We start from the raw sequence: 18,800 nt of genomic DNA on the forward strand, positions 1-18,800 counted from the left end.
GCCGGCCGTCGGCATCGATGCCTACGAGAACGGATTCGGCATCAGAAAAGGATGGGCAGGACGCTCAAAATAATCCACGCCACGCGATGACACGCGCGGATAAGACCCACGTTTCTTTACTTAACCCGTTTATCCAGTAGACGCTGAGCCATGCCATTCGATGCGGTCTCGCTGATGGTCTGCCAACCTCGGCGTTCCGCCATACGCCGGAACTCGGCAAGTATTACTGTTTTGCCCACGCCGCGTGCGCCGGTTACACGCATAAGTCGTCCAGGTGCTCCCGATCCATTATCGAGTCCCTCTTCAAAATCATCGAGCACAATGTCTCTTCCAATAAGCACCGGAGGTAAATGTCCTGCGCTTGGCTTGAAAGGATTGATTCTTGTGCTCAGCATGATACTCCAGAGACTAAGTTAATACATATGTTGCGTAGTGCGACGTTGCTTGCCCATTGTAGCAAGATTCTAAAAGAATCTAAGAAGTTCTAAAACAATCTAAAAGTTCTAAAACAATCTAAAAGTTTCTAAATCTTCGATGTCGCCCCCATTCGCCGCAGGGCACAGGCTACAGTAATATAAAGAACCATGGCTGAAGAACTTTTCACTCCACACAACATCATTGTGACCGGTGGCTGTGGCTTCATCGGTTCCAACTTTGTCCATTATGTCTATAACAACCACCCGGATGTGCATATCACGGTGTTGGACGCGCTGACCTACGCCGGCAATCTGGAAAACATCAAGTCCATTCTGGGCGACCGAGTGGAGTTCGTGCACGGCAACATCTGCGACGCCGAGCTGCTCGACAAGATCGTGCCCGGCCACGACGCGATCGTGCATTACGCCGCCGAATCCCACAATGACAACTCCATCGCCAACCCGGAACCGTTCCTCAAGACCAACGTCGAGGGCACCTTCCGCCTGCTGGAAGCCGCCCGCAAGTACGACGTGCGCTACCATCACGTCTCCACCGACGAAGTCTATGGCGACCTCGCTCTGGACGATCCGGCCAAGTTCACCGAAGAGACCCCATACCATCCTTCCAGCCCGTACAGCTCCACCAAGGCCAGCTCCGACCTGCTGGTGCGCGCGTGGCACCGCACCTTCGGCATCCGCGCCACGATCTCCAACTGCTCCAACAACTACGGCCCCTACCAGCATGTGGAGAAGTTCATCCCGCGCCAGATCACGAATATTCTGGAGGGCCTCAAGCCGAAGCTGTACGGTAACGGCTCCAACGTGCGCGACTGGATTCACACCGACGACCACTCCACCGGCGTGTGGACCATCCTGACCAAGGGCCGCATCGGCGAGACGTATCTGATCGGCGCGAACGGCGAGCGCAACAACCTGACCGTTCTGCGCGACATCCTGACCGTAATGGGCAAGAGCCCCGACGATTTCGACTGGGTCAAGGACCGTCCGGGCCACGATCGCCGTTACGCAATCGACTCGACCAAGTTGCAGACCGAACTCGGTTGGAAGCCCACTCATACCGACTTCCAGAAGGGTTTGGAACAGACCATCGCTTGGTACACCGACAACCGTGATTGGTGGGAGCCTGCCAAGGCCGCTACCGAAGCCAAGTACAAGCAGCAGGGACAGTGAACTATTGAGGGGAGTGGCGTCCGAATTGGACTGGCTCCCCTCAATCAATTTTACTGGTCAACCATGCCGATGCCTTATCGCGGGCACATCCTCTCCCTCAAATCAGGGAACAAGCTAAGAGCAACCGAATACGAATACCTTATATATAAGGACAATAATTATGTCGTTTGATTTCGAAAAGGAACTCAAGGTCACAGAGACCAATATCCCGGGCCTTCTGGTGTTCGATCTGCCGGTCCATGGCGATAACCGTGGTTGGTTCAAGGAGAACTGGCAGCGTGCCAAGATGACCGCGCTGGGCCTGCCGGATTTCGGCCCGGTTCAGAACAACATCAGCTTTAACGCTACCAAAGGCGTGACCCGTGGCATTCATGCCGAGCCTTGGGACAAGTACATCTCCATCGCCGCAGGAGAGATCTTCGGCGCATGGGTGGATCTTCGTCCGGGGGAGAGCTTCGGTCAGGTGTTCACCACCCGTCTTGACCCGAGCAAAGCAATTTACGTGCCGCGCGGCGTGGGCAACAGCTTCCAGGCGCTGCAGGACGGCACCGTGTACACCTATCTGGTGAACGCGCATTGGAGTCTGGAACAGAAGAAAACTTATACGTTCGTGAACCTCGCCGACCCGGAACTCAACATTCAGTGGCCGATCCCGCTGGAAGAATCCGAGCGCTCCGAAGCCGACCTCCACCATCCGATACTCAAGGACGCCAAGCCCATGGCTTCCAAGCGCACGCTGGTGACCGGCTGCAACGGCCAGCTTGGCCACGCGATCCGTGCATATGCCGAGGCGCACAACCTTGAAGGCTTCGAATACACCGATATCGATGAATTTGATTTCTCTGATCCTGCTGCATACAGCAAATACGACTGGAGCCTGTACGGCACGATCATCAATGCCGGTGCCTACACGGCTGTGGACAAGGCCGAAACCGCTGAAGGCCGTCCGATCGCGTGGAAGGCAAACGCTCAGGGGCCGGCGCTGCTGGCGAAGGTAGCCAAAGACCACCACATCACGCTGGTGCATGTCAGCTCTGATTACGTGTTCGACGGAACTGCTGAGGAACATACGGAAACCGAGGCGTTCGCGCCGCTGGGCGTGTACGGTCAGACTAAGGCCGCCGGCGACATCGCCGTGGCCAATGCGCCGGAGCATTACATTCTGCGCTCCAGCTGGGTAATTGGCGAAGGCCATAACTTCGTCAAGACCATGATGATGCTGTCCAACAAGGTAGCCGATCCGAATGATGGTCTGAATCAGGTGACCGTGGTGGACGATCAGTACGGCCGCCTCACCTTCACGCGCGATATGGCCGAAGCGATCTTCCATCTGCTGGACTCCCGCGCTCCGTATGGTACGTACAACCTGACTGGATCCGGTGCCGTGAAGTCCTGGGCGGACATTGCCGCTGCCGTGTTCGAGCAGACCAACGGCAACGGAGACAAAGTCAAGCCGATTAGCACCGCAGAGTACTTCGCCAACGCCAAGGCTCCGGTCAGCCCGCGCCCGACCCACTCCGCGCTTGATCTGACCAAGATCAGCGAGGCCGGCTACACGCCTGCCGACTGGGAGGAGACGCTCAAGACGTATGTGGCCCAAGAACTGGCCAAGTAAGCCAAGTAAGGAGAACAGGCAATGAAGGGCATTATTCTTGCGGGAGGCTCGGGCACTCGTCTCTACCCGTTGACCACGGTGACCTCCAAGCAGCTGCTGCCGGTGTATGACAAGCCGATGATCTACTACCCGCTGAGCGTGCTCATGCTGGCCGGTATTCGAGACATCCTTATCATCTCCACGCCGAAAGACCTGCCGAACTTCGAGCGCCTGCTAGGTGATGGTTCTCATTACGGTGTGAACTTCTCCTACAAGGTGCAGCCTTCGCCGGACGGTCTGGCACAGGCGTTCCTGCTCGGCGAAGAGTTCATCGATGGCGAGCCGTGTGCGCTGGTACTGGGCGACAACATCTTCTACGGCAACGGTCTGGGCAACACGTTGCGCAAGGCTGTGGCCAAGGCCGAAGACGGTGAAGGCGCGAGCGTGTTCGGCTACTATGTGGACGATCCGGAACGCTATGGCGTAGTGGAGTTTGACGCGAACAAGAAGGCCGTGTCCATTGAAGAGAAGCCGGCGGTGCCGAAGTCGAATTACGCGGTGACCGGCCTGTACTTCTACGATGAGCGCGTGACCGAGTTTGCCAAGCAGGTCAAGCCTTCCGCCCGTGGTGAGCTGGAAATCACCGATTTGAACAAGATGTATTTGGAAGCCGGTTCGCTGAATGTGCGTACGTTGGGCCGCGGTTACGCATGGTTGGATACGGGCACCATGGATTCCCTGTATGAGGCAGGTGAATTCGTGCGTACCGTGCAGCGCGCGCAGGGCTTGCCGATTGCGGTGGTTGAGGAGATCGCTTACCAGAACGGTTGGATTAACCGCGATGAGCTGCTGGAGTCCGCTGAGCGTTACGGTAAGAGCCCGTATGGCAAGCATCTGAAGGATGTGGCCGACGGCAAGGTGGTGCTGATTCCCAACCAGTACTGATGTGACGCCGATGAGCTGTGGCTCTCAGCTTAGCTGATTGATGAATGACGCGGCTAACGTCGAATGTAGACGTGGCCGCGTCATTGTCGTATTAGAAAGTTTTTTTAAAGACCGAATGCAGCTACGACCCCGCTCCTCGTCTCTCTAAAACTCGCGGGGTGGTATTAGTCTGTTGAACTATATGTGAGATTTTTTCCGAAGAGTTAGGGAAGACCATTGACCATCGCTGATTTGCTGCAGATTTTACGCAAGCATTTGGTATCTGCGATTATTTCCTTTGTGGTGGTGTTCGCCGCTGTCGCTGCAGTCACGTTCATTATGCCGCCCAAGTACACGGCCACCGCTGAAGTGTTCGCTACGTATACCGGCCAGTCCGGGCAGGAGCAGTCCACGAACGACATGAGCTCCGGTACCAACTACCTGAACACCCAGATCAAGACCTATCCGGAACTGGTCAAGACCGAATCGGTGCTGCAGCCGGTGATCAACGATCTTGGTCTCGACATGACCACCGCCGATCTGGCCAATGTGGTGACCGCCACCAACCCGACGAACACGTTCATGGTGGATATCTCCGCTGAGGTGGGTGATCCGCAGCAGGCTGCCGACATCGCCAACAGCGTGGCCAAGAACCTTTCCAACCAGATCTCCTCCGATCTGTACAGCACGGACGGCGGCAAGTCGCCGATTAAGCTTTCCGTAGTGCAGAAGGCTCAGGTGCCGACCGGCCAGAGCTCCCCGAACATCCCGCTGTATCTGGCCGCCGGTCTGGTGCTGGGTGTGATTGTGGCCGTGGGCGTCGCCCTGCTCAAGGACATCCTGAACACCAAGGTCGATACGACCGACGACGTGCGTGAAATTACCCACGCTTCTTCGCTGGGTACCGTGCCGTCCGCAACGATTCTTGACGACAGCCGCCCTGTGGTGGTCGCTCAGCCCGCCGGCAGCGAGGCCGAAGAGTTCCGTCGCATCCGTACCAACCTCTCCTTCCTCACCACCACCGCCACCAACGATCGTGGCCGTCTGCTGGTCATCACCTCCACCGACCCGTCCGAAGGCAAGACCACCGTCTCCTCCAACGTGGCTGTGGCACTGGCCGAGGAAGGCAAGAGCGTACTGCTTATCGACGCCGATCTTCGTCACCCGTCCGTGGCACACAAGCTCGGCATCGAAGGCCATGTGGGTCTGTCCCACGTGCTGTCCCGTCAGGCTTCTCCGGCGGACGTCATCCAGAAGTACTGGAAGCAGAACCTGCACATCATGCCTGCCGGCAAGCGTCCGGCCAACGCCAGCATTCTGCTCAACTCCGACATCATGAAGGAGATGGTGGAACAGGCGCTCACCCAGTACAACTACGTGATCATCGATACTGCACCGCTGTCCGTGGCCAGCGACGCCACCGTGTTCGGCCGTATGGCCGGCGGCCTGGTGCTGGTAACCGGCAAGGGCGTTGTGGAGAAGAAGGAGCTGGAAGGCACCGCGCAGGCGCTGAAGACCGCCGAAGTGCCGATTCTGGGCTTCATCTTCAACTTCGCCGATCCGAAGAAGATTCATTCGAAGAACTATTACTACTACTATTACGAGGACGGCAACAAGCGTTCCTCCCGCAAGGAGAGCCGCTCTCGTAAGAAGTGATCTTCTCTAACTGAAGAATCTCATTGAACGTGCCGGTTGTGGATATGAATCCATAGCCGGCATGTTTTGTTTTTTCCGTTGTCAGTTCAACTATTGGTAAAGAAATATGGAGTCTTGCGGACAATTGGTTCGTTATGGCAACGGGTCTGGATAGACTAGCCCTTTGGTACGGTCTTGATACGCAGTTCGATAGACAGACTGGAATAAGGCTGGGACGCGCCGTTACCGGTGCGTGTGAGTTTGAGTGAGTTGCAAAGGAATGAAAGATATGGGAACAGAGGGACGTCCTGAACCGAAGCTGGACGCAGGTTCTCCCGCAACGCCCGCGAGCGGAGACATCGTTGACACCTTCTGGGACATTCCGCCAATCGAATTTCCCTCTGAATCTGGTAACGCTGGTGCGTCTGCTACCACCGATAGCGAAGCTCAGAGCACGCTGAAGGGATTGCATGACGGTACGAATGCACTGAACGTCGACGAAAACGCCGGTCTGTCGTTCCCCTCGTTCGATGACGTGCTGCAGTGGCCTACCGCCAATTCCTCCGCATCATCGGCAAAGTCCTCGGCCGACAACGCCGAAACTGCGGTGCTTGGTACTTTCCCGGATGCTCATGCGGCAACGCAGCCCGATGCTCCAACCGCGACGATGGCGATGCCGAGCGTGCCATCGGCTGATGCACAGTCTTCTGCTTCCGCCGGGCAGACGCTGCCTTTGTTCACACCGGTCGATAAGCCGTCGTCTGATACGTCCAAGAGCAATGAACACGACGATTTGAATATCGACTTCAGCGCCATCGAACACAATCCGGAACCGGTGGAGGAGCCGAAGCACGAGAATGCCGGTGGCGCTCGTGCCGAGAAGGGAAATGGCAAAGGCAAGATCATCGCTATCTCAGTGATCGCAGTTGTGGCCGTGATAGCGGCGATCGTAGGCGGTATTTATTACTGGCGTACCGATGATCAGCGTCAGGAAGCCCGGCGTCTGCACAGTGCCGCACTGGCGCAATGCGAAAAGGCGGTGGATGAATACTCTGCGGCGCAGGAGGCTTTGACCAAGGTGCTTTCCAACGCGAAGAGCGCTCAGGCCATCAAGTCCGATCAAGTGGCGGACGGTGCTACCGTAACCGCGCTGAAAAAGGCGGTCTCTGCAGTGAAGGATGCTGAAACCATCGAGTGCAAGGCATCCGCGTCTACGACGAACCTAAAGGAATACGCGAAGACGGCTACTACGCAGAGCAAGACTGCGGAAAGCAATGCTCAGGCGATCACCGCCGCCGCCAAGGCCGTTACGGACAGCAAGAACGCCAAGGATGTGAACGACGCCAAGCAGTCTCTGCAAGACAAGATCACCGAGGCGCAGACGTTGCTGGATTCCAGCCTGTACGCCGTGGCGGACGACACCACGCGTACCACGCTGAGCGCTGACGTCGATGCAGCCAACGATGTGCTGGCCAACAAGTCCACCGATGTCAAGGCGATGCAGGCCGCAGTGACCACGCTGAACACGGATATTGACGCCGTCAACGCGTCCATGGCCGCATACACCGCCCAGCAGCAGGCCGCAGCTCAGGCGCAGCCTGATACCGGTTATTACAACGGTGGTTTGACGGGCGGCAACACCGGCGGTGCCTTAGGCGACGATACTGGTGGTAATTCTGGTGGTAACTCTGGCGATAACTCGGGTAGTAACGGTAGTGGCAATTCCGGAAGTAACTCTGGTGGTAATTCTGGAGGTAATGGTGGTAGTAACTCCGGAAGTAACTCGGGCAGTAATGGTAGTAACGGTGGTAGCTCTGGTGGTAACTCTAGTGGTAACTCCGGCGATAACTCAGGCTCTAATGGCTCTGGAACTGGAACCGGTAGCGAAAGCGAAGAGACTGAATGATTTTGGATATGTATAGAATTAAAAGTCGTATGCATATCACATAAGAAATGTCCTGCACCGCAGCAAAGTGGTGCAGGACATTTCTTTATATAAACCGAAAATCGATACCAATCAGGCGGTCTTCTTGCGGCCGCGGCGCTTCATCGTGCCGGCGGTGGCATTGTCCACATCGAAGATCACGGTCTTGTTTTCCGGGTAGGCGGCACCGTTGACGGAAGCGTAAGCCACTTCACCTTCCGGAGCTTCGGCCAGCGTGAAATAGGCCTTCACAGCCTCCACAATCACCGGATCCTTAATGCTCACGGAAGCGGTCTGCTTGCCCTCGGCCTTGCTGAACTTTACTGCGTTATCGGACTTATCCGAAGCGGGGGCAATAGCGATTTGCTTGGTCTTCTCGTTGATCAGCACCTTGACGAACGGCGGGAAACCAAGCACTTCAACGGTGGCCTTGTTGAAACGAACAATCGAATCGGTCACCGTCATAACAGTTTTGCCCACCGGCTTGACCAAACGGACCTCTTCAAATCCCTGCAGCAAGGAAGCCATAATGATCTCCTTAATAGTCGAATAATATATGTATTCTCCTTGGCTATTCTAACGAATAATAACTGAATAATGCAAATGCAATTATGGAGATATGATCAGGCAATTATCGAATGAAAACCGACAATAAAACGTAAGATTTGATTCAAGATATTCTATAAAAGAACCGCGCATACAGTGCAATGCAAAAAGTCCTTTTCGTGAATCTTATTCACGAAAAGGACTTTATTGTACCTGACGAATCCTGATGAATCGAACCCGGAGAAGTCAGAGATCAAAAATCAGTAGTTCTTATACGTCATCCAGTGGTTGTACGCCTGCACAATGCCGCCGTAACGCTGGTTGCAATAGTCCACGAACCACTTGAACTGGGTCTTATAGTTGGTCTGCCAATCAGCGCCGGCGGAAACCATCTTGCTGCCCGGGTAAGCCTGAGCCAATCCGTAGGCGCCGGATGTGGGGTTGGTCGCCGTGGGGCTCCAGCCGGATTCGTGGCTGATGATGTAGTTCGCGGCGGTGAAATCTTCTTCGCTGTACCCATTGGACAGCAAATACTGATGCGCCCACGACTGAATTTCACCAGCTGGCGTCGTAGTGCCAAGCGAAGCGGACGACGATGACGAGGAAGACGACGTAGCCGTACCCACCAAAATCACCTTGTCGACCGGAGCCTGTTTGACCCACGATGCGAACACATTGGAGGACACGACCTTATCGCCGGCCTTGGTCACCAAAGCAGTGGTTTCCAGAATACCGTTCTGGCCTTCGGTCTCCACCTTCTCCTGTCCCTTCGGCAGATCGCTGGTTTCCTTGCGGACCTCATTGAAAGCGATTTCCGTTTCCGTGGTCTCCACATCGGCATTGGCGCGATCAATGGTGATCACCGTAGCCTCGGTAACTTTGGAATCCAGCGCCGGGGAGACCGAATCGCTCGGATCCAACGTGATATTGCCGGTTTCCAGCACATCCTTGACGGTGGTCATATCCGGCTTTTCACCGAGCACCACGCGCGAATCACCGTTGATTTTCACCGTGACGAATGTGGTGTTCTTATCCGCACTGTTGATCGCGCCGCGAGCGGCGGAACGCGAGGCGGCCGAATCAGTGGCGGAAAAAGCGGTGACGGTGTTGATGGGGGCCGTGGAATCCGACTGGTAAAAGTTGCGGGACACCACGCCGGCAGCAGTAATCAACCCTGCGGCGGCCACCAATGCCGCCACCTTCGCCGTCTGCTGACTGCTCAGCAGGGACTTGATGAGGGGGGTACGCTTGCCGTGTTTAGTCATTGCGCTCCTTGATTGATCGCACATAAATCCATGTACACGCACAATCACAACGTTGTGTACACGAATTCCTTACACACATCACACCCTATGATAGACCGTGAAATAGACGGCAAAGAGCGGGCAGATGACGCGCCGAAAAAGTGCCGAAAAGTCAGCGGATATCGGCGAAAACGCCGGATAATCAGGCGGCCGTTCCGTTTGCGGCGCTCAGATCGAGAGCTTTGGCCTGAGCGATCAGATCATCCAGATCGGAAGCCTGCAATGCTCCAGCCTGCTGAAAGACCACCTGACCCTGCTTGACGATCATCAGCGTAGGCACAGCCTGAATGCCGGCGGCCTGAGCCAGATCCTGATTCGCGTCGATATCCACCTTCGTGAACGCGATGTCCGCGTTCTCCGGTTTATCGGAAGCGGCTTCGAAAATCGGGCCGAACGCGCGGCACGGGCCGCACCAAGTAGCCCAGAAATCCACAAACACGATATCGTGATCAGTGACGATTTTCTCGAAATCAGCAGACGTGATGGCAGTGGTGGCCATGGTTCTCTCCTTGCAGTAGACAATCTCCAGTAAACGATCTTCCTATCGGATGCACACCAGCTTTCCAGCACCACCCAACATTTGCCCAGATTTCGCTGGAAGGTGACACAGGAAACGCATTCACGCGCGATAATGGGACACATGCCAGTCATGAATGATGAAGTGCCCGACGAGGGCGATTTCGACGCCGACCGCAAGCGCGGGGAATTCGACAACATCACGCCCGAGGACTTCATCCACGGCGGTGGGGCCGGGCACGGCAACCCGCCGGGATGGCTTGGACCTGCGGACATCAACCGGGCGCGCCATCAGATGCCGATCGCTTACGTGGAGATCGTGCCGGTGCGCACCGATGAGCTGGGCCGCATCGCCCAAGTGGGATCGCTGCTGCGAGTGTCGGACGACGGATCCATAGAGCGCACCTTGATTACCGGGCGCGTACTGTTCCACGAGACGTTGCGCGAGGCCATCGCCCGCAATATCGCCAAGGATCTGGGCGACATCGCATTGCCGCTGCTGCCGGCCTCGCTCCACCCGTTCACCGTGGCTGAATTCTTCCCCACGCCGGGATTGAGCGAATATTACGATCCGCGCCAGCACGCCATCGCACTGTGCTACGTGGTGGCCATCGGCGGCGACTGCAAGCCGCAGGATGAGACATTGGACGTGGAATGGGTGGCCCCTCGAAGCGACATGATGGAGACTTTCATCAACCAGATGAGCAACGGCCACGATCGTATTGTGCGGCAGGCGCTGGCCTGGGCGGGTATCTGAAGTAGATGTCGAGATATCCGATTGCGAGCTGATACGTCGTGTATCGAGCTCGCATCAGGTTCGTGTCGGCCTCATACCAGAAGTGGCAAGAGACATACGCAAAAGACGTATGCAAGGGACATGCGCAAAAGACATACGCAAACAATGGTCTTCGATCTTCAAGGAGATGGAGCATGGCAATCGAATTGGCCAATCATATCTATCGTGACGGCGAGGGCATGCCGGTGGTGCTGATGAACGCCTATCCGGTGGACCATCGCATGTGGGACGTCTGCGCGAAAGCGCTCGCCGACTTTTCCGATCTGGACGACGTGCCGCCTTTCCCGATCTGGGCCCCGGATATGGCTGGTTCGGGTGCCTCGCCGGTCCCGAGCGATGCCGACAGCGGCCCTCGACTGGCGAATGGCGCCTACAGCGAGGCGTTGGACCGTCTGGCCAAGGCCTACGTGGACTTGGTGAAGGCCGCCGGGTATAGCAAGGCCATTTGGGTCGGGCTTTCGATGGGAGGCTACGTGGCGATGGATATCCAGCGCCTGTTCCCCGATGCCGTGGGCGGACTGGCCCTGTGCGATACGATGGCCGCATCGGACGGCGTGGGCGGCGAAGCGCGACTCACCATGGCGAACGCCGCCGAACAGACCCAATCCGTAGAACCGGTGATGCATTTCGCACAGCCGGCCGAAGGGGACTCCACGGTGAAGCGCACGCCGGCGTTCATCGAAACGATGAGCCGGTGGATCAGTGAGCAGAATCCCGCTGGCTTGGCTTGGCGACAGCGTATGACCTACGGCAGGCCGGAGTTGGGCGATGTGCCTGGCACGATTGACGTGCCGACCGTGGTGGTTTCCGGCGAAAACGATCCCACCAGCAATCCGAGCGTCATGAAACCGCTGTCGGAGCGCATCGCCGGTGCTGAGTTCGTGGCCATCCCGGATTGCGGGCATTTCAGCGCAGTAGAACACCCGGACACGGTGGCGCGGGCGTTGCTTGCTTTGGTGCGGCGCGTGCAGGAACGCTAACGACGCTGACGAGACTGACGAAATCGCTGACGAAATCAAGGAGTGCTCTGATATGGCAGCCGATATTCATTTCTCACCGCTGGCGCTGACCCGAGCGTTGCCGTTTCTGCCGTTGGCTCAGGGCGACATCGATTATCAGGTCGATCGTCGTATCGAGCCGAATCTCATCGAGAACCTGCTCGCAGATCCGAACACCAAAGTGGTGCTGACGCGGGGCGGGCGTATCGCGGTGCCGCGCGGCCAAGGCGATCTGGTGGATTACGAAAACGTCAAAATGCGGCTGGCCACGCTGCCGGGAGCATATGTGAGCGCTGAGCTGAGGCGTTACCCCGAAGTGGTGGCGATGTTCCTGGGCGCGTATGCGGGAGCGCGTGGTGCGTCCGTAGTCGCGGTGGATATCACGCGTGTATCGCAAACCGATGCCGCTGCTGCTGCAGGTGCCGACGACGCGTTCGACGAAACCGTGAGTCTGCCCGGGGAAGTGCCGTCCGCAAAGCCGACGTTGCTGCAACAGGCCGTCACCCGTTTCGACTGGGTTGATCTTCGTGGATTCGCGCCGCACGCCAGCGCTCGTGAAGCCGGTCAGGCCACCAGCGCCATCACGCTGAGCATCTGGCATTCACGGCAGCGATTCTGCCCCACGTGCGGTTCCCCGGTACGCCCTGCGTTGGGCGGCTGGGCTCAGCGTTGCACGAACGAAGCGGACGGCAATCGAATACTGTTCCCGCGCGTGGAGCCCGCGGTAATCACCGCCATCGTGGACGGCCGCGACCGTCTGCTGCTGCAACACAACGCCGCATGGAAAGACCCGAAACTGTATTCGGTGTCCGCCGGATTCGTGGAAGCGGGGGAGAACCTCGAACACGCTTGCCGTCGTGAGGCCATGGAGGAGACCGGCATCCAGTTGGGCGAGGTGAGATATCTCGGCTCCCAGCCGTGGCCGTTCCCGGCTTCGCTGATGATGGCGTTCAAGGCGCATGCGGTCACCACCGATATACAGGTGGATGGGGAGGAGACGATGATCGCCCGTTGGGTGACGCGCGACGAATACACCGCCGAACTGGTCTCCGGCCGTATGGTGGCACCGGGACGCGCCACCATCGCCCGCTATATGATCGAAGAGTGGCTCGGCCGCGAGCTCTAGCCGCAAGCCCGGCGGAGCTTTGACGGTGTTAGTCTGGTGCGTATGAACGAAAACGACAACGAACAGCCGCTGAACCTCGATATCCCCGACCACCTCGAATACTCCGAAGAGCATGCGTGGGTGGACCGTTCCGTCGATCCTGCCATCGTAGGCATCACCGAATACGCCGCCGATCAGCTCGGCGAGCTGGTATTCGTGGACTTGCCCGAACCCGGTTCCCGCGTGGAGGCCGGCGATGAGATTGTGGAACTGGAATCCTCCAAGGCCGTCCAGCCGCTGATCAGCCCGGTGGCCGGCACCGTCAAGTATGTGAACCGTGATGTGGCGGACGATCCGTCCGTCATCAACGGCGATCCGTACGGCGAGGGATGGATCGTGAAGATCGAGCTTGACGATGACGAGCCGGATCTGCTGAGCGCCGAGGAGTACGCCAAGATCGTTCGTTGAGCATGCGCTGATCATGTGTGATTTCCGGGATTCCCCTGAGGGCTCTTCTCAGGGGAATCCCGGGGTATCGGCGACTGTTTCATAACACGTATGGCTTATATTGGTGACTATGAGAAGCCCACGTGAGGATTTTGAAGCAGCTGGCAAGCATCTGCCCTGGCATGACGCGGCGCATCGTGCGGCGCTTGCCAATGCCACCGGTGTCGAAGGTGCTGTGGCTGGCAACGTGGCCGGCAATGACGCCAACGTTGGCAACAGCCTTGATGACATGCCCACGGTGCCCATCCCCGCGCGCAAAGCCGTCACCACATTCGATAATCCCTCCAAACGTGAGCGCATCGAAGTCAAGCCCCCGCTGACCAGATTGACACGTCGCGTGATCACCAACGTATTCGGAGTCTGGTCGCGTATCTCCACGCAGGTGGTACGCCAGTGGGGCTGGTACCCGCGTGTGGAACCGTACGTGGGGTATGGCACCGGCGATTACTCTCGGCTGATCTGCCGCACGGTATATGCACCCGAACATGCGCAGTCCGGTGTGCTCAGCCGCGGCATCCGCGGGATGCTGGCCGTACCCGCGCCGCGTACGCATGTGCAAGCCAGCATTGACGGCATGCCGCTGAACACCATGCAGATCGGCACTTCCGAAGTGTACGACAAAGTGGATCGTACGCTGGACCGCAGCGGCGAATACGCTATTTCAGATTCGGCCGGATACCTCGATCTGGTGGCGCAGCATCGTCTGACGCCCGGCATCCATCAGGTGTCGTATGGGGTGAGCCGCCGCAAGCCGGTGAGTGCCAATCTGTACACCATTCCCGCCAGCGCCAAGGTGGGCATCATCTCCGATGTGGACGACACCATCATGATCACCCAGGCGCCGGTGCTCTGGAAAGCGGCCTACAACCTGCTGTTCCTCAACCCCAAGAAGAAAGCTTCGGTGCCGGGCATGAGCGTGCTGTTCACGCGCATCGCCGACCTGTTCCCCGGCGCACCGTTCTTCTACCTATCCACCTCGCCGTGGAATGTGGAAAGCTCGATTCGGCATTTCATCACCGATCACGGCTTCCCTGAAGGGCCGCTGCTGCTGCGTGACCTTGATCCCCGGCCCAAAACGTTCGTACCGTCCGGTCCGCAGCACAAGCTGGAGTTCGCCGAACAGTTGATGGCCGACTTCCCGGACATGAAATTCATTCTCGTGGGTGACGATGGACAGAAAGATCCGACGACGTACGCCACCATCGCACGTCGCTACCCGGGTCGTGTGTTGGCGATAGCGATTCGTCAGCTGAGTCCGAAAGAATCCACCGGCATCGCTTCGGTGGCAGGTGTGACCGCCACCCAGCCGATTCCGGTAACCGATGTGCCGGTGTTCACCGGGACCACCGGGTCGAATCTGCTGAAAACCATGCTGCCGTACCTGAAAGCCCATCTGGGGCAGTGATGTTGCGTTCGGCGACGTTTCGGGGCGGGCCTATAATCGCCTGTTATGACTGAGCCGAACAACAACGCGGCGGCCGCGATGCCGCCTTATGCCAAGCGCGAGCCGAAACGTCGAGAGTTTCACGGGGATGTGTTCTTCGACGACTACGAATGGATGCGCGACAAGGAATCGCCAGAGGTACGCGACTATGTGGCGGCACAGAACCGCTACTGCGAACAGCGTATGGTACATCTGGCGGGATTCCGCAGCACACTGTTTGAAGAGCTGAAATCGCACGTGGAGGAGACGGACATGTCCGTGCCCACACGCATCAACGATTACTGGTATTTCACTCGCACCCAGCAGGGCAAACAGTACGGTGTGCAGTGTCGCATGCCGGTGCGCGGCGAAGACGATTGGGATCCGCCTGAAGTGGACCCCAAAGGCGAGCCTGGCTCCATGCCCGGTGAACAAGTGGTGTTCGACGCGAACGCAGAAGCGGAAGGCCATGATTTCTTCCGACTCGGCGGCATCGATTTGAGCCGTGACGGACGTTGGATGCTCTACGGTGTGGATGTCAGCGGTGACGAACGCTACGATTACCGCATTCGCGACCTTGCCGCTCGTAACGAGGACGGTTCGCCAGTGGAGTTGCCTGAACAGTTCAACGGCATCGGCGGGGCATGCTTCACCCCGGACGGCCAGTGGGTGTTCTGGGTGGAAATCGATGATTCCTGGCGTCCGTTCGCCATCTGGCGTCATCGGGTGGGTACTTCGGTCGAATCGGACGTGTGTGTGTATCGAGAGGCCGACGAACGATTCTGGGCCGGTGTGGGCATCAGCTTCGATGAGCGCAACATTGTGATCGGTACGGGCTCCAAAACCACCACCGAGGTGCTGATGCTGCCGACTGCCACGCCGGAAGGGGAGTTCTCCGCCTTCATTCCGCGTCAGGACGGCGTCGAATACGATGTGAGCTTCGCATGTTTTGAAGGCGCGGGAGAAGATGGCTCCGACATTCCGCTCGCCGTGGTGTACCACAACGCCAATAATCCGAACTTTGAAATCGACGTGATCGATATGCGTCGGCATGAGCCCCCATACCGTTTGGGAGAAGGCGTGTGCGTGGCGGCGGGTTCGCCGTATGGTTGTGAGCACGGCGAGATTGATAAGCCGATTACCGAGGCGTATTACAATCCCGTCAATCCGGCGATTCTGGAAGGTGCCCACGGTCTGGGCATCGAAGGGATCGCCTTGCATCGTCATTTCGTGACGCTGAGCTACCGGTCCGACGGCCAGCCGCATGTGGCATATATGCCCAAGGACGCCGCAGCCGCCGATTTCTTGGCCGGCCGTCCGTGGCGGTTCCGTGAGCTGCTGCCGCCGCCTTTGGACAATGATTGGGATATGGTGGCCGCCGAACGAGACGATGAGACCGGCGATCATGGTGAATGGTTGTGGACCGAGGACGCCAAGGTACCCGAGGCATCTGCGTCTGATGTGAACGGAGCCGGCGCCGTGGACCACACCTCATCGTCCGACGGGGCAAGCGATGACCATCTGCCCGGCGAAACCCGGCGACTGTACAGCATCGGCACCGGCGGCAATCCTTCGTACGATGCCCCACGCATGCGGTACTCGTTCTCCAGCTACACGCGTCCCGGTGAGCTGCATGAAATCGACCCCGCCACCGGACAGGATACGCTGCTCAAGCGGGCCACTGTGCTCGGCGGATTCGATCCGCGCGACTATATGGAACGTCGCGTGTGGATCACCGCGCGCGACGGTGAACGCATCCCCGTGTCTCTGGTATGGCACCGTGACTGTCCGGCACAGGATGCGCCGATGTTCATCACCGGCTACGGTGCCTACGAAATCTCTTCCGACCCTGGTTTCTCGGTCTCCAGACTGAGCATGCTCGATCGTGGCGTGCTGTATGCCGTGCCGCATATCCGCGGCGGTGGTGAGATGGGACGTGCTTGGTATGAGCAGGGGCGTCGACTCAACAAGAAGCATTCGTTCGAGGACTTCGTGGACGCCACGTGTGCGCTGCAGCGTGCACGTCTGGCAGACCCCCGCCGCACTGTGGCCAATGGCGGATCGGCCGGTGGCCTGCTGATGGGCGCGGTGGCCAATATGGCTCCCGAATGCTATGCGGGCATTGAGGCCGATGTGCCGTTCGTGGATGCGCTGACCTCGATTCTCGACCCGGATTTGCCGTTGACCGTCACCGAATGGGACGAGTGGGGAGACCCGCTGCATGACCCCGATGTGTACCGATATATGAAATCGTATACGCCGTATGAGAACGCGCCGTCGGGGGCCGATGCCGGTGCAGAGGCGGCCGGTGAGAACGTGGGCGGTACTGATGTGGACAGTACTGAAGGGGTGCCGACTCTGGCAGCCCATTTCCCGAAGATCTTCATCACCACCTCGATGAACGATACGCGCGTGCTGTATGTCGAGCCGTTGAAATGGCTGGCGCGCCTGCAGTCCGCCGGTGTGGACGCGGTGGCGAAAATCGAGGTCGAAGCTGGTCATGGCGGTATTTCCGGGCGTTACAAGCAGTGGGAGGAAGTCTCCTATGAAAACGCTTGGTGCATGGCGGTGATGCATATCACGCGCTAGGCGTGGCCGTTTGCTGAAGAGGTTGCGTTGGTTTGCCGCGTTGATTCGGGCGTGATTGGCTGGTCGACGTGGCAAACTGAACGCCATACGAAACGCCATACGAGTTGTCATGGCATATGTGCATGTCCACGTGCTGAGCGGAATATTCCCGGCGCGTGGTGGGCCGACTAGGCTCCTGATGCTATGGCAAAGACATATAAAATCGCCGTGATTCCCGGCGACGGCATTGGCAAGGAAGTCACGCCCTGGGCACAAAAGGCTTTGGAAAAGGCCGCTGAAGGCGTGGCCGATTTCGAGTACGAGCATTTCGATCTGGGTGCCGAGCGTTATCTGCGCGACGGTGCGATCCTGCCCGAAGATGAGGAGGAGCGTATCAAGCGCAACGATGCGATTCTGCTCGGTGCCGTGGGCGATCCACGCATCAAGGCCGGCATTCTGGAGCGCGGTCTGCTCCTGAAGCTTCGCTTCGATCTTGACCAGTACGTGAACCTGCGCCCCTCCAAGCTGTACAAGGGCGTCACGTCCCCGCTCGCCAATCCGGGCGACATCGACTTCGTGGTGGTGCGCGAAGGCACCGAAGGCCTCTACTGCGGTGCCGGCGGTGCAGTCCGTCGCGGTACTCCGAACGAAGTGGCCACCGAGGTCTCCATCAACACCGCATACGGTGTGGAGCGCGTGGTGCGTTACGCATTCAAGCTGGCCATGAAGCGCAAGAAGCACGTGACCTTGGTGCACAAGAAGAACGTGCTCGTCAACGCCGGTGACATGTGGCAGCGCATTGTGGACGAGGTCGCTGAGGAATACCCGGAGGTCTCCCACGACTACCTGCACATCGACGCGACGACCATCTTCCTGGTCTCCGATCCGTCTCGTTTTGACGTGATCCTGACGGACAACCTCTTCGGCGACATCATCACCGATGAGGCCGGTGCCGTGGTCGGCGGCGTGGGTTACTCCGCCTCCGGCTGCATCAATGCCTCCGACGAATACCCGTCCATGTTCGAGCCGATCCACGGCTCCGCACCGGACATCGCCGGTCAGAACAAGGCCAACCCGACCGCCGCAATCCTCTCCGCCGCAATGCTGCTGGAACATCTCGGTTTCGACGATGCGGCCAAGAAGATTCACCAGGCTGTCGAAGCGGACATCGAGGAGCTCGGCTCCACCGTCCGTTCCACCGATCAGGTCGGTCAGGACATTCTGAACCGTATGTGATCGTTGCGGGAGAACGGATTCGGCAGGGTGGCGTCGACCGTCACCAATAACCCGTGTTCGTTCGCTTCTCCGTAGAAATGCCGTATTCCCAGCTCGGCTCAACTGGGAATACGGCAT

Annotated in this window: 16 protein-coding genes; 12 read left to right on the forward strand and 4 right to left on the reverse strand. The window is 58.2% G+C overall.

Translation table 11 applies throughout. The features are described 5' to 3' along the window. Positions 1 to 116: 116 nt before the first annotated feature. The gene (locus tag G1C97_RS08755) at positions 117 to 320 is read right to left on the reverse strand and encodes a P-loop NTPase family protein (protein WP_417852226.1); all 204 of its coding nucleotides are present in this window, start codon (positions 318 to 320) and stop codon (positions 117 to 119) included. Positions 321 to 584: 264 nt separating this feature from the next. Between G1C97_RS08755 and rfbB the strand changes: the two genes are divergently transcribed. From rfbB to G1C97_RS08780, 5 genes are all read left to right on the forward strand, one after another. Then, positions 585 to 1,607, forward strand: coding sequence for a dTDP-glucose 4,6-dehydratase (gene rfbB, locus G1C97_RS08760; RefSeq protein WP_169241449.1), 1,023 nt, complete (start codon positions 585 to 587; stop codon positions 1,605 to 1,607). 160 nt (positions 1,608 to 1,767) lie between these two features. Continuing rightward, positions 1,768 to 3,222 (forward strand): sugar nucleotide-binding protein, encoded by a 1,455-nt coding sequence (locus G1C97_RS08765; protein ID WP_169241450.1) that lies wholly within the window; start codon positions 1,768 to 1,770, stop codon positions 3,220 to 3,222. A 21-nt stretch (positions 3,223 to 3,243) separates the two neighbouring features. After that, positions 3,244 to 4,146, forward strand: coding sequence for a glucose-1-phosphate thymidylyltransferase RfbA (gene rfbA / locus G1C97_RS08770; protein ID WP_169241451.1), 903 nt, complete (start codon positions 3,244 to 3,246; stop codon positions 4,144 to 4,146). Between the two features lie 216 nt (positions 4,147 to 4,362). Then, positions 4,363 to 5,781, forward strand: a complete 1,419-nt coding sequence (locus G1C97_RS08775; RefSeq protein WP_169241452.1) for a tyrosine-protein kinase domain-containing protein — start codon at positions 4,363 to 4,365, stop codon at positions 5,779 to 5,781. 268 nt (positions 5,782 to 6,049) lie between these two features. Then, positions 6,050 to 7,666 carry a hypothetical protein gene (locus G1C97_RS08780; RefSeq protein WP_169241453.1) on the forward strand — a complete coding sequence of 539 codons (1,617 nt, stop codon included), beginning with the start codon at positions 6,050 to 6,052 and terminating at the stop codon, positions 7,664 to 7,666. 111 nt (positions 7,667 to 7,777) lie between these two features. On the opposite strand, the gene G1C97_RS08785 is transcribed toward G1C97_RS08780, so the two are convergent. From G1C97_RS08785 to trxA, 3 genes are all read right to left on the reverse strand, one after another. Further along, positions 7,778 to 8,212: a hypothetical protein gene (locus G1C97_RS08785; RefSeq protein WP_169241454.1), complete on the reverse strand. Its 435-nt coding sequence runs from the start codon at positions 8,210 to 8,212 to the stop codon at positions 7,778 to 7,780. A 278-nt stretch (positions 8,213 to 8,490) separates the two neighbouring features. Next, positions 8,491 to 9,495: an aggregation-promoting factor C-terminal-like domain-containing protein gene (locus G1C97_RS08790; RefSeq protein ID WP_169241455.1), complete on the reverse strand. Its 1,005-nt coding sequence runs from the start codon at positions 9,493 to 9,495 to the stop codon at positions 8,491 to 8,493. Positions 9,496 to 9,676: 181 nt separating this feature from the next. After that, positions 9,677 to 10,033 (reverse strand): thioredoxin, encoded by a 357-nt coding sequence (gene trxA / locus G1C97_RS08795; RefSeq protein ID WP_169241456.1) that lies wholly within the window; start codon positions 10,031 to 10,033, stop codon positions 9,677 to 9,679. Positions 10,034 to 10,174: 141 nt separating this feature from the next. Between trxA and G1C97_RS08800 the strand changes: the two genes are divergently transcribed. The 7 genes from G1C97_RS08800 to G1C97_RS08830 all read left to right on the forward strand — a co-directional run bounded on the left by G1C97_RS08800 (position 10,175) and on the right by G1C97_RS08830 (position 18,683). Continuing rightward, positions 10,175 to 10,807: an NUDIX hydrolase family protein gene (locus G1C97_RS08800; protein ID WP_100496785.1), complete on the forward strand. Its 633-nt coding sequence runs from the start codon at positions 10,175 to 10,177 to the stop codon at positions 10,805 to 10,807. Between the two features lie 173 nt (positions 10,808 to 10,980). Beyond that, positions 10,981 to 11,826, forward strand: a complete 846-nt coding sequence (locus G1C97_RS08805) for an alpha/beta fold hydrolase (protein ID WP_169241457.1) — start codon at positions 10,981 to 10,983, stop codon at positions 11,824 to 11,826. 52 nt (positions 11,827 to 11,878) lie between these two features. Beyond that, the gene (gene nudC, locus G1C97_RS08810) at positions 11,879 to 12,970 is read left to right on the forward strand and encodes an NAD(+) diphosphatase (RefSeq protein ID WP_169241458.1); all 1,092 of its coding nucleotides are present in this window, start codon (positions 11,879 to 11,881) and stop codon (positions 12,968 to 12,970) included. 42 nt (positions 12,971 to 13,012) lie between these two features. Further along, a complete protein-coding gene (gcvH, locus tag G1C97_RS08815) occupies positions 13,013 to 13,417 on the forward strand; it encodes a glycine cleavage system protein GcvH (protein ID WP_169241491.1) in 405 nt (134 codons plus the stop codon). Between the two features lie 109 nt (positions 13,418 to 13,526). Further along, positions 13,527 to 14,861 (forward strand): App1 family protein, encoded by a 1,335-nt coding sequence (locus G1C97_RS08820; RefSeq protein WP_169241492.1) that lies wholly within the window; start codon positions 13,527 to 13,529, stop codon positions 14,859 to 14,861. Positions 14,862 to 14,906: 45 nt separating this feature from the next. Next, entirely contained in the window at positions 14,907 to 17,468 is a 2,562-nt protein-coding gene (locus G1C97_RS08825; RefSeq protein ID WP_169241459.1) for a S9 family peptidase, read from the forward strand. Between the two features lie 183 nt (positions 17,469 to 17,651). Beyond that, complete coding sequence (locus G1C97_RS08830; protein ID WP_169241460.1) at positions 17,652 to 18,683, forward strand: 3-isopropylmalate dehydrogenase; 1,032 nt, start codon at positions 17,652 to 17,654, stop codon at positions 18,681 to 18,683. The last annotated feature ends 117 nt before the right edge of the window (positions 18,684 to 18,800 follow it).

The sequence above is a fragment of the Bifidobacterium olomucense genome, assembly GCF_012932375.1.
Classification (GTDB): Bacteria; Actinomycetota; Actinomycetes; order Actinomycetales; family Bifidobacteriaceae; genus Bifidobacterium; species Bifidobacterium olomucense.